This is a genomic window from Pannonibacter carbonis (assembly GCF_003012935.1).
GTDB classification, from domain to species: Bacteria; Pseudomonadota; Alphaproteobacteria; order Rhizobiales; family Stappiaceae; genus Pannonibacter; species Pannonibacter carbonis.
This window is the reverse complement of record NZ_PUDR01000006.1, coordinates 230,904-250,874: the sequence shown is the minus strand read 5'-3', so window position 1 is coordinate 250,874 and position 19,971 is coordinate 230,904. Positions and strand designations below refer to the sequence as shown.

Annotated in this window: 15 protein-coding genes, 2 tRNA genes and 1 riboswitch; of the genes, 12 read left to right on the top strand and 5 right to left on the bottom strand. The window is 64.0% G+C overall.

Going from position 1 to position 19,971, the window contains the following annotated elements; genetic code table 11:
- Window positions 1–112 precede the first annotated feature (112 nt).
- Window positions 113–188: transfer RNA gene (locus C8348_RS10815), tRNA-Asn, on the bottom strand.
- A gap of 319 nt (window positions 189–507) precedes the next feature.
- Window positions 508–727: riboswitch (cobalamin riboswitch) on the top strand.
- Between the two features lie 33 nt (window positions 728–760).
- Between C8348_RS10815 and C8348_RS10810 the strand changes: the two genes are divergently transcribed.
- The 8 genes from C8348_RS10810 to C8348_RS10775 all read left to right on the top strand — a co-directional run bounded on the left by C8348_RS10810 (window position 761) and on the right by C8348_RS10775 (window position 10,881).
- Window positions 761–1,402 (top strand): HupE/UreJ family protein, encoded by a 642-nt coding sequence (locus tag C8348_RS10810; protein ID WP_198647007.1) that lies wholly within the window; start codon window positions 761–763, stop codon window positions 1,400–1,402.
- Between the two features lie 7 nt (window positions 1,403–1,409).
- Window positions 1,410–1,976, top strand: a complete 567-nt coding sequence (cobU, locus tag C8348_RS10805; RefSeq protein ID WP_106753329.1) for a bifunctional adenosylcobinamide kinase/adenosylcobinamide-phosphate guanylyltransferase — start codon at window positions 1,410–1,412, stop codon at window positions 1,974–1,976.
- On the top strand, window positions 1,973–3,082 hold the full coding sequence (gene cobW, locus C8348_RS10800) for a cobalamin biosynthesis protein CobW (protein WP_106753328.1): 1,110 nt from the start codon (window positions 1,973–1,975) through the stop codon (window positions 3,080–3,082). Before cobU ends, cobW begins: the two co-directional genes overlap by 4 nt.
- Before the next feature lie 515 nt (window positions 3,083–3,597).
- A complete protein-coding gene (gene cobN / locus C8348_RS10795; RefSeq protein ID WP_106753327.1) occupies window positions 3,598–7,377 on the top strand; it encodes a cobaltochelatase subunit CobN in 3,780 nt (1,259 codons plus the stop codon).
- A 74-nt stretch (window positions 7,378–7,451) separates the two neighbouring features.
- The gene (gene cobO, locus C8348_RS10790) at window positions 7,452–8,063 is read left to right on the top strand and encodes a cob(I)yrinic acid a,c-diamide adenosyltransferase (protein ID WP_106753371.1); all 612 of its coding nucleotides are present in this window, start codon (window positions 7,452–7,454) and stop codon (window positions 8,061–8,063) included.
- A 67-nt stretch (window positions 8,064–8,130) separates the two neighbouring features.
- Entirely contained in the window at window positions 8,131–9,582 is a 1,452-nt protein-coding gene (locus tag C8348_RS10785) for a cobyric acid synthase (protein WP_106753370.1), read from the top strand.
- A gap of 24 nt (window positions 9,583–9,606) precedes the next feature.
- Window positions 9,607–10,098 (top strand): hypothetical protein, encoded by a 492-nt coding sequence (locus C8348_RS10780; protein ID WP_157950420.1) that lies wholly within the window; start codon window positions 9,607–9,609, stop codon window positions 10,096–10,098.
- A gap of 243 nt (window positions 10,099–10,341) precedes the next feature.
- Window positions 10,342–10,881 carry a hypothetical protein gene (locus C8348_RS10775; protein ID WP_106753325.1) on the top strand — a complete coding sequence of 180 codons (540 nt, stop codon included), beginning with the start codon at window positions 10,342–10,344 and terminating at the stop codon, window positions 10,879–10,881.
- On the opposite strand, the gene C8348_RS10770 is transcribed toward C8348_RS10775, so the two are convergent.
- Genes C8348_RS10770 through cobD form a run of 3 tightly spaced genes read right to left on the bottom strand, consistent with a single transcriptional unit; the run spans window position 10,882 to window position 13,505 of the window.
- Entirely contained in the window at window positions 10,882–11,487 is a 606-nt protein-coding gene (locus C8348_RS10770) for a DUF938 domain-containing protein (protein WP_106753324.1), read from the bottom strand.
- A 38-nt stretch (window positions 11,488–11,525) separates the two neighbouring features.
- Complete coding sequence (gene cbiB / locus C8348_RS10765) at window positions 11,526–12,500, bottom strand: adenosylcobinamide-phosphate synthase CbiB (RefSeq protein ID WP_106753323.1); 975 nt, start codon at window positions 12,498–12,500, stop codon at window positions 11,526–11,528.
- Between the two features lie 3 nt (window positions 12,501–12,503).
- A complete protein-coding gene (gene cobD, locus C8348_RS10760; RefSeq protein WP_106753322.1) occupies window positions 12,504–13,505 on the bottom strand; it encodes a threonine-phosphate decarboxylase CobD in 1,002 nt (333 codons plus the stop codon).
- A 308-nt stretch (window positions 13,506–13,813) separates the two neighbouring features.
- On the opposite strand from cobD, the gene C8348_RS10755 reads away from it, so the two are divergent.
- A complete protein-coding gene (locus C8348_RS10755; protein WP_106753321.1) occupies window positions 13,814–16,138 on the top strand; it encodes an EAL domain-containing protein in 2,325 nt (774 codons plus the stop codon).
- 40 nt (window positions 16,139–16,178) lie between these two features.
- On the opposite strand, the gene C8348_RS10750 is transcribed toward C8348_RS10755, so the two are convergent.
- A tRNA-Cys gene (locus C8348_RS10750) sits at window positions 16,179–16,252 on the bottom strand.
- A gap of 291 nt (window positions 16,253–16,543) precedes the next feature.
- Between C8348_RS10750 and C8348_RS10745 the strand changes: the two genes are divergently transcribed.
- The 3 genes from C8348_RS10745 to C8348_RS22530 all read left to right on the top strand — a co-directional run bounded on the left by C8348_RS10745 (window position 16,544) and on the right by C8348_RS22530 (window position 19,856).
- The gene (locus C8348_RS10745) at window positions 16,544–17,206 is read left to right on the top strand and encodes a protein-L-isoaspartate O-methyltransferase family protein (RefSeq protein WP_106753320.1); all 663 of its coding nucleotides are present in this window, start codon (window positions 16,544–16,546) and stop codon (window positions 17,204–17,206) included.
- Between the two features lie 261 nt (window positions 17,207–17,467).
- Window positions 17,468–18,829 (top strand): TolC family outer membrane protein, encoded by a 1,362-nt coding sequence (locus C8348_RS10740; RefSeq protein WP_341871591.1) that lies wholly within the window; start codon window positions 17,468–17,470, stop codon window positions 18,827–18,829.
- A gap of 340 nt (window positions 18,830–19,169) precedes the next feature.
- Window positions 19,170–19,856, top strand: coding sequence for a PopZ family protein (locus tag C8348_RS22530; protein ID WP_279629387.1), 687 nt, complete (start codon window positions 19,170–19,172; stop codon window positions 19,854–19,856).
- Window positions 19,857–19,971 lie beyond the last annotated feature (115 nt).

Sequence of the window (19,971 nt, the reverse complement as noted above, 5' to 3'; positions counted from 1 at the left end):
GGTGCCATCCGTTCTTGCGCGTTTGGCCATCCGTTTTTGCGCGCTACACCTGGACGGCCAATTGTCCGGGATTGACATTGTTTTGTCTGACTGGCTTTCTGGGAAAGAAAGATGGCTCCGCGAGCAGGACTCGAACCTGCGACCATTCGATTAACAGTCGAACGCTCTACCAACTGAGCTATCGCGGATCACCGTCATAGGCCCTGAAGCAGGGCGCCGGGGTGAGCGACCGGGTGGGTCGCTGTCGGTGGCGAGCGTATAACAAACGCTCTCCCCCTTTGCCAAGCCCTTTCTTGAAGAAACTTTTCCACAGGCTGTGTAATCGCGGAATTCAGCGAAAAATCAGAAGCTTGCGCGCTCATGCGATGGGTTGCCCCAACCCTTTGCCGGCGAATCCGCTGCCTCCTAACCGCGAATGCCCGCGACGCATGTCGGATTTTGGCCAATCCGGTGCCGGTTCGCGATCCCGCCCGCCAAAGGGCGTCCTTGTCGGGCCCGCCCCAAAGGTCTAGAACAGCAAGGTCAGGTTCCCCAACAGGCAAAGCCTCAGGGGATGAAACGGGAATGCGGTAGCGAGCGACTCACACCGAGGCTCCAAATCCGCAGCTGCCCCCGCAACTGTCAGCGGCGAGCCCTGCCGCACACGGCCACTGGACTGAGGTCCGGGAAGGCGTGGCACGGGCGGCGACCCGCGAGCCAGGAGACCGGCCTGTCACAGCGCAACCCCTCGCCGTCGGGTGGACGGAATGGAGCCTTGAAAATGAACATGAATTTCCGCGCCTCCCACCGCCTTGGCAGCAAGGTACTTGCCCTTTCGATCCCGGCTCTCCTGGCCGCAAGTCCCGCTAGTGCCCATCACATGATGGACGGCGAGATGCCACAGACCTTCGTCCAGGGCCTCCTGTCGGGCCTGGGGCATCCGGTGATCGGTTTCGATCATCTTGCCTTCATCATCGCCGTCGGCCTTGCCGCCGGTCTCGTCGGCCGCAGCCTTGTCTTGCCGGCTGCCTTCGTGCTCGCCACCATCGCCGGTGTGCTGGTGCATATGGCAGCCTTTGATCTGCCGCTGGCCGAACTGGTGATCGCGCTCTCGGTTGTCATCGCCGGGGGGCTGATTGTTTCTGAGACCGAGCTTCCGGCCGGCGCCTGGGCTGTATTGTTCGCCATTGCCGGGCTTTTCCATGGCTACGCTTATGGCGAATCCATCATCGGGGCCGAGCCGGCGCCGCTTTACGCCTATTTCATCGGCTTTGCCGTCATACAGTTTGCTATCGCCAGCCTCGCCATGATGCTGACCAACCCGAAGACGGCTGCCGTTTCGACCCCGTTGACGGCGCGACTGGTTGCTGCCGGGATCGTCGGTGTCGGCTTCAGCGCCATCGGATCGCAGCTGTTCGGCTGATTGACCCATGTCGGTCGAGCCAGGCACTCCTGGCGACTGTCCACGCTCGGTGCTGGTCACCGGCGGGGCCCGGTCCGGAAAGAGCAGCTTTGCAGAACGGCTGGCGCTTGGCGCCGGCCGTGAGCCTGTTTATGTCGCCACATCCGCCGCCTGGGACCAGGAGATGGCCGAACGCATCGGTCATCACAAGGCCCGGCGCGACGAGCGCTGGACGACAGTCGAGGAACAGCTCGATCTGGTCGGCACGCTCGCGCAGCACTGCAACCCTGACAAGGTCGTGCTCGTCGACTGCCTGACGCTCTGGCTCACCAACCTGATGCTGGCCGACCGGGACCTCGCCGGTGAAACCGCAAACCTTGCTGCTGCAGTTCCCGGTCTCGCCGGCCCGGTGATCTTCGTGACCAACGAGGTGGGGCTCGGCATCGTGCCCGACAACGCCATGGCGCGCGCCTTCCGCGACGCGCAGGGCCGTCTCAACCAGGAGTTTGCCCGGGTCTGCGACCGCGTCGTGCTGGTCGCCTGCGGGCTGCCGCTCCTTCTCAAACCCAGTTCCTGTCCGGATATCCAGTTATGACCACCGTGCTTTCTCAGGGCGGCAAGATCCCCGCCACCATCGTCACCGGCTTCCTCGGTGCCGGCAAGACAACGCTGATCCGCAACCTGCTGCTCAATGCCGGCGGCCGCCGCATCGCGCTCATCGTCAACGAGTTCGGCGACATGGGCTTCGACGGCTCGCTGCTGGATGGCTGCGTTGATCCGTCCTGCAGCGCCGATGATGTGGTCGAGCTGACCAACGGCTGCATCTGCTGCACCGTGGCCGACGACTTCCTGCCGACCATGGAAATGCTGCTGGCGCGCGAGACGCCGCCCGATCACATCGTCATCGAGACCTCGGGCCTCGCGCTGCCGCAGCCGCTGGTGCGCGCCTTCTCCTGGCCGAGCGTCAAGACCCGCGTGACGGTGGACGGGGTCATCACCGTGCTGGACGCCGCCGCTCTGGCGGAAGGCCGCATCGCGCTCGACGAGGAGGCGCTGGAGGCGCAGCGGGCGGCCGATGCTTCGCTCGACCACGACAATCCGGTCGAGGAACTGTTCCACGACCAGCTCGCCTGCGCCGATCTCGTCGTGCTCAACAAGGCCGATCTGGTGGATGCTGACCAGCTTGCCCATATCCGCGAGCACATCACCGAGGATGTCCGGTCAGGCGTCGAGATCATTCATGCCGAGAAGGGCAACCTGCCGGTCGACGTGCTGCTCGGCCGTTCGGCCGCAGCCGAGGACGATCTGGCCGCGCGCCGGGCGCATCACCACCACCATCACGACCATGATGATGACCATGAACACGATGATGATCACGATCACGATCACGATGACGACGATCATGACCATCATCACGATGACTTCGAGAGCCACGTTTTGCCTGTCACGGCCTTCGCAAGCCTGAAGGATCTGGAGCAGGCCGTCGCCCGGGCGATGGCGCTGCCCGGCGTGCTGCGCATCAAGGGCGCGGTGTCGGTGACGGGCAAGGCGGCGCCTGCGCTGGTGCAGGCCGTCGGCCCGCGCGTCGAGACCTGGTTCGCCGCCGGGGCCAGGATGCCCGGCCATGTCGTCGTCATCGGCCTGAAGGGGCTGGACCTGTCGTCGATCACCGAAGCCCTCGGCAAGGCGAAGGCGGCCTGAGGGCAGGGACCAGGGGCAGGGCGCTGCTTGCCTCTCCCCCCTTGAGGGGGAGATGCCCCCGACAGGGGGCAGAGGGGGGCAGCCGTGTTTCAGCGGGTTCCGAGTTTGCCGTCGGGTGGTTTACCCCCCTCTGTCTGCTCGCGCAGACATCTCCCCCTCAAGGGGGGAGAGGGGGCTGCGGCAAGTGCGGGGTCCGCAAATGCCTCGTCTCGTTGGACGCGGCCTCTCAGCATCCCTCCCCCTCGTGGGGAGGGGTAGGGTGGGGGGCTGTGGCCGGGAAGCGAATGCCAGCCTCGAATGGTTGCCGACCATGGGGATGACAAGTCCGGGCCCTGGCTCTACTTCGGATGGACAGTCTTTGCCCTCAGCCCCCCACCCCTGACCCCTCCCCACGAGGGGGAGGGGTCGAGAGGCGGTGCAGGGGCGCAAAGACCGGCCCCGAGACAGGCCCCGAGACTTAACCCTGACCCGACCAACCGAACCGGACACCGGATGTCCGTGCAGATGGACCAGTGATGCATATTCTTGCAAGCCAGACCCGACGGGTGGAAGACGGCAACGACGCGGTGGATCTCGCCCAGGATCCGGCCGATCTCGTCGTGCTGTCGGCGGCCGATACGGAACTGGCGGCCCTCTGTGCGGCGCGGGGCAAGCTGGGCGAGGCCTTTGCCAGCCTGCGGCTCGCCAGCCTGATGGCGCTCGGGCACCCCTATTCGGTTGACCTTTACGCCGAGAAGACCCTGTCGCGCTCCAAGCTGGTGATCGTGCGCCTGCTCGGCGGCGAGAGCTACTGGCCCTATGGCGTGGAGCGGCTTTGCGAGGAGGCCAACCGGGGCGGGGCGAAGCTTGCGATCATGTCCGGCTGCGACAAGTGGGACGAGGCGCTGGCCGCCCGCTCCTCGGTTCCGGTCGAGGCGGTGCGCCGGCTCTACCGCTATTTCCTCGAGGGCGGTCCGGAGAACCACGCCAACGTGCTGCGCTACGGCGCCCATCTGGCGGGCCTCGCCGCGGAGCCGGCCCCGCCCGCGCCGCTGCCGCGTGCCGGCCTGTTCCTGCCCGGCCATGCCGCTCCGGCCCTGTCCGATCTCATCGCGAGCTGGGCTGATCCGGCCCGGCCCGTTGCGGCGGTCGTCTTCTACCGGGCGCTGGTGCAGGCGGGCGAGACCGCGCCGGTGGAGGCCCTGTGCAAGGAGCTGACGGCAAACGGGCTCAACCCGCTCCCCATCTTCGTCTCCTCGCTGAAAGAGGCCGAGTCGGCCGCCATCCTCGGCGGGCTGATGGAGGTCTGCCCGCCCTCGGTGGTCCTCAACGCCACCGCCTTTGCGGTCTCCAGCACGGGCGGGCCGCACCAGCCGACGCCGCTCGACCGGCCGGGGCGTCCGGTGCTGCAGATGGTGTTCTCGTCCTCCTCCCGCGAGGGCTGGCTTGAGAGCCCGCAAGGACTGTCGATCCGCGATCTGGCGATGCATGTGGTCCTGCCGGAGATCGACGGCCGGCTGATGACCCGTGCGGTCTCCTTCAAGGAGGAAGGGGTCTATGACCAGCGGACGCAGTTCCGCTCAGTGCGCTTCGTGCCGGATGCCAACCGCATGGGCCATGTCGCCCGGCTTGCAGCTGCCTGGGCGCGGCTCGGCCGCAAGGCGCCGGCCGAGCGCAAGGTGGCGCTGATCCTGGCGAACTACCCCAATGCCGATGATCGGCTGGCCAATGGCGTCGGCCTCGACACGCCGGCATCCTGCGCCCATCTCCTGCAGGCGATGGCAGCGGCCGGCTATGGGGTCGAGGGCGCGCCGGAGGACGGCGCGGCCCTGATCGCCCGGCTGACGCGCGGCGTGACCAACGCCATTGCCGCCCTCGACGAGCGAACTTGTGAGAGTTTCCTGCCGCTCGAGCAGTATCTCGCCTTTTTCAACGGGCTGCCCGAGCCGATGCGCCAGGCGGTGACCGAACGCTGGGGCGCGCCGGAGGATGATCCGTTTGTCGCAGGCAACGCCTTCCGCCTCGGGCTTGCCCGCTTCGGCGCGGTGCTGGTCGGCATCCAGCCCTCGCGCGGCTACAACATCGACCCGAAGGCCACCTATCACGATCCGGATCTGGTGCCGCCGCACAACTACTTCGCCTTCTACGCCTTCCTGCGCCATCTGGCCGGCGTTGATGCGGTGGTGCATCTGGGCAAACACGGCAATCTGGAATGGCTGCCGGGCAAGGCGCTGGCGCTGAGCGAGGGCTGCTATCCCGACGCCATCCTGGGTCCGACGCCCAACATCTATCCCTTCATCGTCAATGACCCTGGCGAGGGTGCGCAGGCCAAGCGCCGGACGGCGGCAGTCATCATCGACCACCTGACGCCGCCGCTCACCCGGGCGGAAAGTCATGGCGTTGCCAATGAAATGGAAACGCTGCTCGACGAGTACTATCTCGCCAGCGGCGTCGATCCGCGCCGGCTGAAGCAACTGACCCGCGACATCCTCGACTTGGCTGCTGCCCATGGCCTCGACCGGGACATCGGCCTGACGCCGGACATGGACGAGACGACGCGGCTGGCGCGGCTCGATGCGCATCTTTGCGATCTCAAGGAACTGCAGATCCGTGACGGACTGCATGTGCTGGGCCTGTCGCCGAAGGGGCGTCTGCTGACGGATTTGCTGGTGGCGCTGGCGCGGGTGCCGCGCGGGTCCCGTTCCGCCGACGACAGCCTGCTGCGGGCGCTCGCGCGGGACCTTCTGGGGGAAGCGGCTCCTCGATCGGAAGTCGCAGCCTTCGACCCTCTGGCCTGCGACTATGCTGCCCCCTGGCAGGGGCCGAGGCCGGCGCTGCTGGCCGGGCTGACGGACCAGCCCTGGCGGACCTGCGGCGATACGGTCGAGCGGCTGGAGCTGCTGGCGGCGCAGCTTGTTTCAGGTCAGACGAAAGGGCTTCATCTGCCTGAGACACACGCGGTTCTCGAGGAGGTTGAAACGCGCATCAGGCCGGCGGTGGTCGGCTCGGGACCGGCCGAGCTCGCGGCGGTGCTGGCAGCGCTCGACGGGCGCTTCGTTCCGCCCGGTCCCTCCGGCGCGCCGACGCGGGGCCGGCCGGACGTGCTGCCGACCGGGCGCAACTTCTATTCCGTCGATGTGCGCACCGTGCCGACCGAGACCGCCTGGCGTATCGGCGAGGCCTCGGCGGCGCTTGTGGCCGAGCGCTACTTCCAGGAGGAGGGCGAGTGGCCCAAGGCTCTGGTGCTCACCTGCTGGGGCACGGCCAACATGCGCACCGGCGGCGATGATGTGGCGCAGGCGCTGGCGCTGATCGGCACGCGGCCTGTCTGGGAACCGGGCTCGGGCCGGGTCAACGGCTTCGAGATCCTGCCCCTGTCGGCGCTGAAGCGGCCGCGCATCGACGTGACGCTGCGTGTCTCCGGCTTCTTCCGCGATGCCTTCCCGCATCAGATCGACCTGTTCCAGAGTGCGGTGGCTGCCGTCGCAGAGTTTGAGGAGCCGGAGAGCGCGAACCCGATTGCGGCGCGGGTCCGCGCCGAGACTGCACGGCTTGCGGCCGATGGTCTGGCGGCGGCCGAGGCGGCCCGGCAGGCGGCGTTCCGCGTCTTTGGGGCAAGGCCCGGAGCCTATGGCGCCGGCCTGCAGGGCCTGATGGACGACGGGCAGTGGGACACGCGCGGCGATCTGGCCGAGGCGTTCCTGGCCTGGGGCGGCCATGCCTATGGCGGCGGGGCCGGCGGCGAGGAGGCGCGGGGGCAGTTCGAGAGCCGGCTGTCTGGCGTCGACATCGTGCTGCAGAACCAGGACAACCGCGAGCATGACCTTCTCGACAGCGACGACTATTTCCAGTTCGAGGGCGGGCTGGCGGCGGCGGTCGAGAGCCTGACCGGGGCGGTGCCGACGAGCTATCACGCCGACCACTCCCGTCCCGAGCGGCCCGTGGTGCGGGCGCTGTCGGAAGAAATTTCGCGCGTCGTGCGGGGCCGGGCGGCCAACCCGAAATGGATCGCCGGGGCCATGCGCCATGGCTACAAGGGCGCGTCCGAAATGGCGGCGACGCTCGACTACCTGCATGCCTTCGCCGCCACCACGCGTGCGGTCGGCGACCATCACTTCGACCAGCTGTTCGATGCCTACATTGGCAATGAAACGGTGCGCGAGTTCATCCGGGACGCCAATCCGGGCGCCCTTGCGTCCATGCTGGACCGCTTCAGCGAAGCCATCCGCCGCGGCTTCTGGATCCCGCGCCGCAATTCCGTCCACGCCGAGATTTCCGACCTGAAACAGGCCGCCACCAAGGAACTGATCCCGTGACAGATACGACTTCCGACACGACGCCCTCCGAAACGACGCCCTCCGAAACGACGTCTGACGAAGCCGAGCGCAGCATGACCGAGGAGGAGCTGAACGCCCGCCACGCCGACAAGATGCGCAAGAAGAAGGCGGCGCGCGACAAGATCATGGCCACCAAGACCATCGCCAAGGGCCTGATCATCGTCCACACCGGCAAGGGCAAGGGCAAGTCCACCGCCGGCTTCGGCATGGTGTTCCGCTCGCTCGGCCATGGCTACAAGGTGGGCGTGGTGCAGTTCGTCAAGGGCCGGCTCGACACCGGCGAGACCCATGCGCTGGAGCGGTTCGGCGACCTCGTCACCGTGCGGCGCATGGGCGAGGGCTTCACCTGGGAGACCCAGGACCGGCAGCGCGACATCGCCGCCGCCCGCGAGGCCTGGGAAGCGGCCAAGGAGCTGATCGTCTCAGGTGAGCATCACCTGGTGCTCTGCGACGAGCTGAACATCGTGCTGCGCTACGACTATCTTCCGGTCGAGGAAGTGGTGGAGTTCCTGAAGACCGAAAAGCCGGAGGACGTGCATGTCGTCATCACCGGCCGTAACGCCAAGGACGAGCTGATCGAGGTGGCGGATCTCGTCACCGAGATGGAACAGGTGAAGCACCCGTTCCGCTCCGGCGTGAAGCCGCAGTCCGGCATCGAGTACTGAGGAAGTTCCCCGGTCCGGCTTGGAGACAGTGCCCGTGGTTGACCAGCGATCCCGCACACCGGCCCTGATGATCCAGGGCACAGGCTCGAATGTCGGCAAGAGCCTGATCGTGGCAGGCCTGTGCCGGTTGTTTGCCAACCGGGGCATGGCTGTGGCTCCGTTCAAGCCGCAGAACATGTCGAACAACGCCGCTGTCACTGCCGATGGCGGCGAGATCGGCCGGGCTCAGGCCCTGCAGGCGATGGCGTGCCGCAGGCCCTTGAGCGTGCACATGAACCCGGTGCTGCTGAAGCCGGAAACCGATACGGGGGCGCAGGTGATCGTGCAGGGCAAGCGCTTCGGAACGATGCGCGCGCGGGAGTACGGCACCCGCAAGGCCGAGCTTCTGCCGAAAGTTCTGGAGAGTTTTTCACATCTTGCCGCAACAGCGGATCTGGTGATCGTCGAAGGCGCCGGCAGCCCGGCCGAAATCAACCTGCGGGCCGGCGATATCGCCAACATGGGTTTCGCCGAGGCGGCCGACCTGCCCGTGATCCTGTGCGGCGACATCGACCGGGGCGGCGTCATCGCCTCGGTGGTCGGCACCCACGCGGTACTGGAGGCGGCCGAGCGGGCGCGGATCAAGGCGTTTTTCATCAACCGGTTTCGCGGTGATCCCTCGCTGTTCGACGCGGGAATGCAGGAAATCGTGACGCGTACGGGCTGGACGGGGCTTGGTGTCGTGCCGTGGTTTGCGGACGCAGGCAAGCTGCCGGCGGAGGATGCGCTGGATCTGGCGCGAGGGGAAGGCAATGGCCCGATCAAGGTCGTCGTCCCCATCATCTCCAGGATCGCCAATTTCGATGATCTCGACCCTTTGCGGCTGGAGCCTGATGTCACGCTGGAACTGGTTCCTCCCGGGTCGCCGCTTCCTCTGGATGCGGATCTGGTCCTGCTGCCGGGGTCCAAGTCGACCATCGGTGATTTGGAGTTCTTCCGGGCGCAGGGCTGGGATATCGACCTGAAGGCGCATCACCGGCGCGGCGGTCACGTGCTCGGGATCTGCGGCGGCTACCAGATGCTCGGGCGAACCATTTCTGATCCCGCGGGGATCGAGGGCAGGGCCGGGACTGTCGAGGGGCTGGGATACCTTGATGTCGAGACGGTGCTGACGGCTGACAAGTCGCTGGTCAAGGCAACGGGCACGCATCTGGCAAGCGGGGCAAGCGTCAGCGGTTACGAGATCCACATCGGCCGCACCACGGGCGCGGACTGTGCTCGCCCGGTGTTCCGCCTCGACGGGCAAGGTGCAGCCCCCAGAGTGGACGGCGCATCGTCAACCGACGGGCGGGTCACAGGGACCTATCTTCACGGCCTTTTCACGGACGACGCGTACCGCACGGCCTTCCTGTCGGGCTTTGGCGCCGTGTCGGATCTTGCCTACAACAAGCGGATCGACGCGATTATGGACGATCTGTCCCGGCATCTGGAGGCGGTGCTGAATGTTGAAACGCTGCTGGCGATCGCTGCCCGAAGCTGACGTTCAGAAAGTGAAAGAGATTCTATGGCGTGGGCCTTGCTTATCGTTCGACTTTTTTCAGCTTACATTCTCAACAGTTGTCTTGTGTTCTTGCCATACCTCTTCACGTTCACGTGGGATGGGCTGGACGTAGTGAAGGCAGCCCAGCTGATCGCGCTTTTGTCTGTGATTTTTGTTTGTGCGGTGTTTATTGCCTTTCCGCACCTTGCATTGCGGAGCATTGATTTCCCGCGCGACGAGAAGTCGGCAGGGTCCAACGCAGGTGATCAGCTGCAGGTCGTCGGCGTATCGCTGGTTGGACTGTTCCTGTTCTTGAACTCTGCAAAGGCGTTGATCATCGCGATCACGTCCTATTTCGGCTTTGAGCTGAGCAATCCTGGGGCTCCGAGATTGACGAAGTTTCTGTTCGATCTGTTCCCGCAATGCATTTCAGACGTTGTCATGCTGCTGATCGGGCTGCTGCTGATGACCGGCCCGGGATCCGTCTCGCGGCTACTGATCCGCATGCGAAGGTAACATGACTTGGCCCGGCATCTGGAGGTGGTGCTGGATGTTGAAACGCTGCTGGCGATCGCTGCCAGCCGTTCGCGTTGATTGTGTCGGTCGAATGCTGCAAGATAAAGTTACAGAACGAAGCCGCGCATGGTTTCGGCCTCACCAATCGCGCCAACCGCATCTGGCCAGCGGAAAATCCCCTAAGCCGTCTTTCGCCCTCGCTTAGGACGGATAGTGACACAGCAATCCACGGATCATCCTGCAATGAACTCTACATTTTACATCGTGATCGTGCGTGTCTTCTCCGTCTACATGTTCCTCTGGGAAGCGCGCTACCTGCCCATGACATTCTACCAGTATCAAACCAATGATCTGGCAACCAACTGGCTGGATCTCTCGCTGCTATGCCTGAACATGGCAATTGCAGTGGTTCTGTTCTGTTACCCGAGGGTCATTCTGGTCGGACTAACGACACATGGACAAGCATCGGATAGCGGCGATGTCGTCCAGCGCTGGCAGGCGGCTGGAATTGCCCTGATTGGCGTTTACTTCTGTTTTTCCGCCATGCTCGATCTGGTCAGCGCCTTCGTTCTAGACCGAACGATGCGGGAGGCTTCTGATAGTTTCTACAGCCCGGCGCCCCAAGTCATGATCGATGTCTATGCGGATGCAGGAACAGTGATCTGTTCCTTGATCCTGATTGCGTGTTCTGGAGCGCTCTCCAAGGGCATCGACCAGTTGCGGTTGTTTGCAGCCGGTCCCGGGATGGACGTAAAGGATATCGATCCGTCCGGAACCAACTGATCAGCGCCGGTACACCAGCAACTGGTTGTTCGCCGGCATGGCATGATCGGCAACCAGCGTCAGGCCGATGCCGCGGGCGAGCGCGTCGATGGCCTCGAAGTCGCGCAGGCCGCTCTCCGGATCCTTCTTGCGCAGGCTCTGGTCGAAAGCCTCGTTGCTCGGCGTGGTGAAGGCGCCGCCATATTTCATCGCGCCATAGATGGCGAGCGTGCCGCCCGGTGCGAGCGTTTCATCCACGCCGGCGAAGAAGGCCTCCACACCGGCCCAACTCATGATGTGCAGGCTGTTTGCGGTAAAGATGCCGTCGAAGGCATCGTCGGCGTCCCGGTCGGGCGTCGGCCAGGGCAGGTCGCGCACGTCGAGGCCGATGGGCTCGAACAGGTTGTCGAGATCGGTCTCGATGATCCGCTGTTCGAGGCCGGCCAGATGCTCGGGAATGTCGCTCGGCTGCCAGGTCAGATGCGGCAGGTTGCTGGCGAAATGCACCGCATGCTGGCCGGTGCCGCTGGCGATTTCCAGCACCCGGGCCACATCGGCGAAGGCATTCTTGAGAATGGTGAGGATCGGCGTCTTGTTCGTTTCAGCGGCTGCAGAGAAGGGGAGCATGGACGGGTCGCAGGTGAGAGGAGCGAAGGGACAGCCCTTCAGAAAAGCACCAAGGCGAGTATCAGAACCAGCATTGCCTCGATGACGCAAGCCCCTGCAAGCACCCGAAGCGCGCGCCGAATTTCCCCTGCGCCGATCGCCTTGTTGCCGGTCGGGTTCATGAAGGGATCCTCGACCCTGTAGGTGGCATAGGCGCGGGGGCCAGCAAGGGCAATGCCCAGCGCCCCGGCCATGGCCGCTTCCGGCCAGCCGGCGTTGGGGGAGCGATGCTGACCGGCATCGCGGGCAACACACGCGAGGGCACGTGCGCTCGAGCCGCCCGCGAGCGGCGCTGCCAGCGCTATGAAAATGGCAGACAGGCGCGAGGCCGGCAGGTTTATGAGGTCGTCGAAGCGGGCGGAGGCCCAGCCGAAGGCCTGATGCCGCTCGGTCTTGTGGCCGATCATGGAATCGGCGGTGTTGACGGCCTTGTAGGCGATGAGGCCTGGCAAGCCGAGGAGGGCAAACCAGACGACGGGGGCAACAACGCCGTCGGAGAAATTCTCGGCGCAGGATTCGATGGCGGCACGGGAAACGCCGGCGGTATCCAGTTGCTCCGGATCCCGGCCGACGATCATGGCAACGGTCCGCCGCCCACCAGCCAGCCCCTCCCGTTCGAGCCCATCAGCGACCGCGCGGACGTGGCTGTAAAGGCTGTTCTGCGCCAGCAGGATGCTTGCAAAGATGGCAAGGGCAAGCCAGCCGAATGGCATGGAGAGCAGTGCGGACTGGATCATCGAGCCGAGCGCCAGTCCCAACGTGACCAGAATCAGAAGTGCCACAACACCGGCTGTCCTGCGCAGGCCAGCGGTCCAGTTGGGCCGGTTCAGGCTGGTGTCGAGCCAGGAGATAAGCCTCCCAATCCAGACCACCGGATGCGGCAGCCGGCGCCAGAGCCAGTCCGGGTCGCCGACAAGGGCATCGACCGCAAGCGCCGCCAGCAGGACGAAAAGCAGCAAGGGATCCAGCAGCACGGGTCAGATCTCGTTCACGGCGTCGGCCAGAGCTGCAGTCAACCGAGCCAGTGCAGCGGGGCTGCCCGGCAACCCGAAGCGCAGCCAGGTCGGGGAATTATCGAAGCGCCGGGTCCAGATGTGGCGGCGGGCCAGGGCTGAATGCATCGCCTCGGCCTTGCGCAAGCCGGCAAGGGCATAGAGGGCAGTTCCGCCGAACACGGTGAGACCGGCCATCGACAGGGCGAGCGTCAGGTCGGCCATCTCGTCGGCGAGTTGTCGCCGCATGGCGTCCTGCCAGGCAAGGTCCGACAGGGCCGCCTGACCCACTGCCAGCGCCGGCCCGCTGACTGCCCAGCTTTCCAGCATCTGGCTTGCCGTTTCGCACAGGTCAGCCTCACCGCATAGAAATCCAAGTCGCACCCCGGCAAGGCCGAAAAACTTGCCGAAGGACCGCAGCACCAGGATCGGCTCGTCGGTCAGATGCGGCAGGACGCTGAGGCCGGGAACGACATCGGCAAAGGCCTCGTCCACCACGACAAGGCCGCCGCGCGCCTGCATCTCGCGGGCAAGATGGAGCAGGGCCGAAGGCGCGAGCAGGCGGCCATCGGGATTGTTCGGATTGACCAGCACCAGGACCTTCGCGTCCGGTGGCGCATCATAGGCGGACGGGATCTCCCGGACGTCTCGTCCAGCGCGCCGCCAGGCGTCTGCGTGGCTGGAGTAAGTCGGACTGACGATGGCGACAGGTCCGTCCGGTGCCAGCCGGGGTAATAGCGGCAGGATCGCCTGGGTGCCTGGAGCGGCAGTCAGTCCTAGATGAGACGGCGCCGCATAGGCAAGCCTTGCTGCGGCCAAAAGGTCGGCGAGATCCGCCGATGATGGCAGGTCTGTCCAGAACCGGCGCTCCAGTTGTGCAGGGACCGGCCAGGCATTCGGGTTGATGCCCGTCGACAGATCAAGCCAGCCGTGGCGTTCGCCGCCATGAATTGCGCGGGCTTCCGCCAGATCGCCGCCATGCCGCATGATGAAAATGATCCTCCCTGACCCTGATCGAGGGTCTTTGCTCTTGTCTAGCTGATCCGCGCCGGGATGAGGAGACTGCAAGCGGGTCGATCTTGCTTCAAAGCGACATGCCTTGCGTTGCAACGAAACTGACGTGGGATCAGTTGCTTACGCAGATGGAGGAAATTGCGACCGAAATGCTAAGAAATATTATCTATAAGATCCAAAGCAAACGGGCTTCGAACTTTGATTTAACGTGAAATTATGTTTCATTTGGCAAGTCTGGATTGAATGAGGAAAAACCCGAAAGTTATTACAGGGGCCGTTGAATGGCTGCTCGCTTGACACCCTATGGAGACGATATCGTCGAAGACGACGATCGCGGATCACCTGCGGGCTCCGCGGGAACCACAGTGCAGGCTGAGGCTGATGCAAACGAAGCGTCATTTCTGCGCGTCCTACGCGAAGAAAAGACATGGCTTCGCACGATGGTCGACCAGGTGTCCGACTACATGTTCGTCAAGGATACGAACTGTCGTTTCATCATGGCGAACCGTGCCATGGCAAGCGATCTTGGCTTCGAGAGTGCGGAAGACCTGATCGGACGCACGGACCTTGAACTGTATCCCTTTCCGATTGCCATGACGTTCTACCGCGATGCCAAGCAGGTGATGCGGACCGACAAGCCCATTATCGACCAGGAGGAGTTTGTCGTCCTGCCCAATGGCAGCAAGCGCTGGCTTGCCTCGTCGAAGTTTCCGTTGCGCGGCTCCACAGGCGAACTGATCGGCGTTTTCGGCATTTCCCGCGACATTACTGAACGAAAGAAGGCCGACCGGCTGCGCGACGGTCAGGCTCAGGTACTGGAGATGATTTCCTCCAGCGCTCCCCTGTCTGAGGTGCTGGATTGCCTGGTGCGTCTCCTCGAGGATCAACTCGACGGACTGCTCGGGTCGATCTTGCTGCTGGATGAGGATGGGGTTCACCTGCGCCACGGGGCAGCCCCGAGCCTCAATCCCGAGTACACCCGGCTCGTCGACGGTATCGAAATCGGGCCATGCGTCGGATCCTGCGGCACGGCGGCCTATCGGCGCGAACAGGTGATCGTTTCCGACATTTTCACTGATCCGCTTTGGGCAGATTTTCATGCGCTGGCCGAGTTGGGCGGAGTTCGCGCCTGCTGGTCGACGCCGATCAAGTCACTGGCCGGCAAGGTGCTGGGAACCTTTGCGATCTATTCCCGTGCTCCGAAGGCGCCGGATCCCGCGGAATTGCGCCTCATCAATGACACGGCACGCATTGCGGCCATCGCGATCGAGCGCAAGCAGGCCGAAGAGCAGATCCGCTTCCTCGCACACCATGACCCTCTGACCGGACTTCCGAATCGCAGCCAGCTGGCCAAGTGCCTGGATAAGGCGATTCGCCTCGTAACGCCCCAGACCCCGCGCGTTGCCGTCGTCTTTCTCGACATCGACCATTTCAAGGCAGTGAATGACAGCTTTGGCCATGCCGCCGGAGACCAGCTCCTGGTCATTGCCGCAGAGCGGATGAAGGCACATCTGCGGGCAAGTGATGTGGTGCTGCGTCTTGGCGGAGATGAGTTCGTGCTGCTGTTGACCGGGGAGGCGGCAGAACCGGCAAACCTGCAGTCTTTGCTTGTCCGTCTCAGGGCTGCAATCTCGGAACCGGTTGAAGTTCTCGGCCAGGCCTTTCACGTCACCTGCAGCATGGGCATCTCCATCTATCCGCAGAATGGCGAGGATGCGGATACGCTGCTGGTTCACGCGGATGCGGCCATGTATGGCGCCAAGCAAGCCGGCCGAAACACCTTTGAAATCTACAGCCCGCTTCGCGCCGACGAGAGCGCGCCCAATCTCGTCCTGCTGGAGGAGATCCGGGCCGGTCTCGCCCGGCGTGAGTTCGTACTGCACTATCAGCCCCAGATCGATCTGGAGACCGGGGAGATCTGTGGCGTCGAGGCCCTGGTGCGCTGGCAGCATCCCGATCGCGGCCTGCTGGCGCCGGACCTGTTTATCCCTGTCGCGGAAGAGGGGGGCCTGATCAACGCGCTCGGCAAGCAGGTGTTGAAGATGGCCTGCCGGCAGGCGCAGGCCTGGAAACTCCAGGGGCTGCCGCCCGTGACCATGAGCGTGAATGTCTCTGCCCGCCAGTTCGCACAGCGCGGTTGGGCAGAGCAGGTGAAGGGCATCCTCAATCGCACCGGCCTTGACCCCCATGCGCTGGAACTGGAACTGACGGAAAGCATGCTGATGCGCAACGTCGAGCAGGCAATCGCGACAATGAACGACCTGTGCAGCATCGGCGTTCGCTTTGCGATTGATGACTTTGGCACCGGCTATTCCAGTCTGAGTGCGCTGCGATCCTTCCCCGTCTCGCGCCTGAAGATCGACCAGGCTTTTGTTCGCGATGTCGCCGAGGACAGCAGCGGACGTGGCATTGCCGAGGCCATCGTCTCGCTCGGGCACAAACTGCATCTGCGGGTGATTGCCGAAGGGGTGGAAACACCGGAGCAACTGGCGTTCCTGCGTCAGGCAGGCTGCAACGAAGCCCAGGGCTTCCTGATCGCACGGCCGATGGCGCCGTCGGATATGGCGGCCAGGCTCGGGACGGCCTTCGTGTTCCCAGGCCCCTGAATCAGAAAAGGCACCGGAAACCGGTGCCTTTTCAAGATCTTGGAGGCCTCGCCCGGAATCGAACCGGGGTTCACGGATTTGCAATCCGCTGCGTCACCACTCCGCCACGAGGCCGATGCGTGCCTTTTCAATGAGTTGCTTCGTCCTGTCAAGAGCCGCCGCAGCCCCTGTCACCGAATTTGCACAAATGCTTCGTGACAGGGGAGCAACAAGGCCTGCTGGCCCCCAGAAACGTCCGAAAACCCGGCGCTCTATCCCGCCAGAACTACATGCGGGGCGCGATGACGCGGGGACGAGGCCGCGTTGCAGCGCATGTGGGCCTTGTCAGCACGGGTCAGCCTCGTTAAGGGAACGGGTGAAAGAGGACGGTCGCACCGCGCGGCCGCGCAAGGCATGAGGCTCGCCATGGCTGATTATGCAAAGTCCCGCACGAAAATGGTCGACAACCAGCTTCGGACCAATGATGTGACCGACCTTCGGATCCTCGATGCGATGGAGCGTATCCCGCGCGAGCTGTTCGTGGCTGCCTCCAAGCGCCCCGTCGCCTATATCGACGAGGACATCCTGGTTTCCGACCTCGGGCCGGACCGCTATCTGATGAAGCCGCATGTGTTCGGCAAGCTGGTCCAGCTGGCACTCGTCAAGCCGACGGATGTGGTTCTGGTGGTCGGTGGCTCCACGGGCTACAGCGCGGCCGTGCTGGCAAGCCTGGCCGGTGCAGTCGTCATGGTCGAGGAAGACGCAGAACTGGCAGCACGCGCATCGGCAACCCTTGTCGAACTGGGCATCGAGAATGCCGCTGTGGTCGAGGGCAAGCTCACCGCCGGCTGCGCCTCGGAAGGGCCCTATGACGTGATCGTCCTGGATGGCACCGTCGAGGTGCTTCCTGAGGCGCTGGTTGGTCAGCTGAAGTCGGGTGGCCGTCTCGTGGCGATCGAAGGCCTTGGCCGCGCAGGCGTCGCGCGCCTCTATCAGGATTCCGGCGAGACAATCGGTGCCCGCTTCGGCTTCAATGCCAATGCGCATCTGTTGCCGGGTTTTGAAAAGGCGCATCAGTTCGTCTTCTGAACTGGATCCACTCAGACCCGTGACCTGCACCCTTCCGGGCCTGCGGGTCGGCGGCAGCCTTGAACTCCGGCACCGGAGTGCAAGCCAGCCGGTTTTCGTCTTTGACTTGTTAACCGTTTCGCAACATGTTGCTCCCGTGCCGCACGGTGCCGGAATAACGATCCGTCCGGATCGTTCTGGGTAGGCAGGGTGTTTCCGGTGGCTATACTGCCACCATCTTTCGGCACGGGTGGGGGTCCGTGACATAAGGGGCTGACTTCAGTGTATTTTCGCGTATCTCTGACTGCCGCAGTCGTAGGCCTTGCCGCGATGGCCTCGGTCTCCGGCAGCCGGGCAGAAACCATCGCCGAGGCGCTGGCTCTGGCCTATGCCAACAACCCGACGCTGAACGCGGCGCGCGCCGAATTGCGCGGTGTCGATGAACGCGTCCCGCAGGCTCTTGCCGGCTGGCGTCCGACGATCACCGCCAATGCCGGCGTCGGCAGCATCCGGTCAAGCGGGTCTGGCTTCAGCAACTACCGCAACAACGCCTCGATCTCCCTGACCGTGCAGCAGGCGCTCTTCCGTGGCTTCCGGACGGTCAATTCGACCCGTCAGGCCGAAGCGATTGTCCGTTCGCAACGGGAAAGCCTCAGCGCCACCGAGCAGGACATCCTGCTGTCAGCCGCCGAGATCTATGTCAACGTCATTCGCGACACCGCCCTGGTCTCGCTGCAGCGCTCGGATGTCGAGTTCCTCGCAGAGCAGGTGCGGGCCGCCCGGGATCGCTTCGAGGTCGGAGAGGGGACCAGGACCGATGTGTCGCAGGCAGAAGCCCGTCGAGCAGAAGCCCAGGCCCGACTGAACAGCGCCATTGCTAACCTCAATTCGAGCCGGGCGATCTACCGCCAGATCGTCGGCATTGAGGCGCGCAACCTGTCGGCAAGCACGCCGGTCGGCAAGTTGGTGCCTAAGTCGCTCGAAGTTGCCATGCGGAACAGCGAGGAAAGCCAGCCGCTGATCCGCCAGGCACAACACTTGGTCGATGCGGCGCAGTTTGCCGTGAAGACCATCGAAGGCGAAGCCCTGCCGACCGTCTCGCTTGAAGGATCGGTCGAACGGTCATGGAACCCGTCGTCGAATGTGGCTGTTTCGAACTCTGCATCCGTATTCGGTCGTGTTTCGGTGCCGATCTATCAGGGTGGCACCACCTCCTCGCGCGTGCGTCAGGCGAAAGAGGAACTGGGGCGTACTCAGATCCAGCTGGATGTGGTCCGTGACCGGATCCGCGCCAATGTGATCTCCGCCTGGGGCCAGTATCAGGCAGCCGAAGCATCGATCAGCGCCGCGCAGGCCGCAGTCGAGGCGCAGCAACTCGCGCTGGAAGGCGTCATCGAGGAGCAGCGTGTCGGTCAGCGCACCACGCTGGATGTCTTGGACGCCCAGCGGGAACTGGTCGACCAGCGGGTCAACCTTGTGACCGCGCAGCGCAACCGCATTGTCGCCGCGTTCCAGCTGATCTCGGCAACCGGTAAGCTGGATGCCGAATATCTCGGCCTCAAGGTCGCCCGTTACGACCCGAAGGAGCACTACGACAAGGTGCGTGACAAGTGGTTCGGCATGCGCACGCCGGACGGCCGCTGAGGGCTGGTCAAGTTTCAAGACGAATCACCAAGGCCAGGCAAAGCGCCTGGCCTTTCTGCATTGAGTTTCGGCTGGTTCCTGGCGTTTTATCGGGTCCGGTGTCATGTTGCTTGCTCGTTTCCTTCAAACAGGACCGACATCGGTGACCACTCATTGATGCTGCTGTGGCTTTTGAAGGGGAAAAGGCTGAATTGGGACCCAGCGCGTCCTATGCGGCGGGGACTTGACGCCTCATAATTGATTTAACCGAATCGTAACGATTGGTCCTTGCGACGGTGCGTATCTGATTGAAGTGCTGGGGGAACTCATGTCGAAGGCGAGTCAGGCCCAAGAACCCTCGATGGAAGAAATTCTGGCGTCGATCCGCCGGATCATTTCCGACGAGGAAGTTCCGGCTGCCAAAAATGCGGCGCCTGCGCTCGTCGAGGAGGAGCTGGATATAGACGATGCCTTCGAAGCCGCCGAGGCCGAGGAAGACGTCGCTATGTCCCAGGACGACCTGGACAAGCTGTTCGACATGGACAGTTCGGACGATGACGTCTCGATGGATGACGACATCGGTTTTGCCGAGGAAAGCTCTGAGGACGTCCTTGAGCTGACCGAAGAACTGGCCGTGGAGGACGAGGAGGCGGATGACTTCGACATGGTCGAGGGTCTTGCCGAAAGCGTCGACGGGGACAGCGGTGACATTGCCTTCATCGAGGAAGACGAGGACGCCGCCTTCGAGATGCCGATGCCCAAGCCGGCGCCAAAGCCGGCCATGATGGCATCTAAGCCCGTAGACATGAGCCAACTGGATGATGTGGACGAGGGGGAACCTCTGGTGTCGGGCGACGCTGGCGCCGCCGTCCATGCCGCCTTCGAAAACCTGTCCACGACGATCCTGTCAGCGAATGCACGCACCCTCGAGGATCTCGTCACCGACATGCTGCGGCCGATGCTGAAGAACTGGCTCGACCAGAACCTGCCGGTGATGGTCGAGCGGCTGGTTCGTCAGGAAATCGAGCGCGTATCGCGCCGCCGCTGACAGTTCGCGGACGGAGCCGACCGATCTGGAGACGCCGCCCGCCGGGCGGCGTTGGCGTTTATGGCTTTCCGTCCCGTCTATCCCGCTGTGGCCGGTTGACTCGGCTTCGGCCATC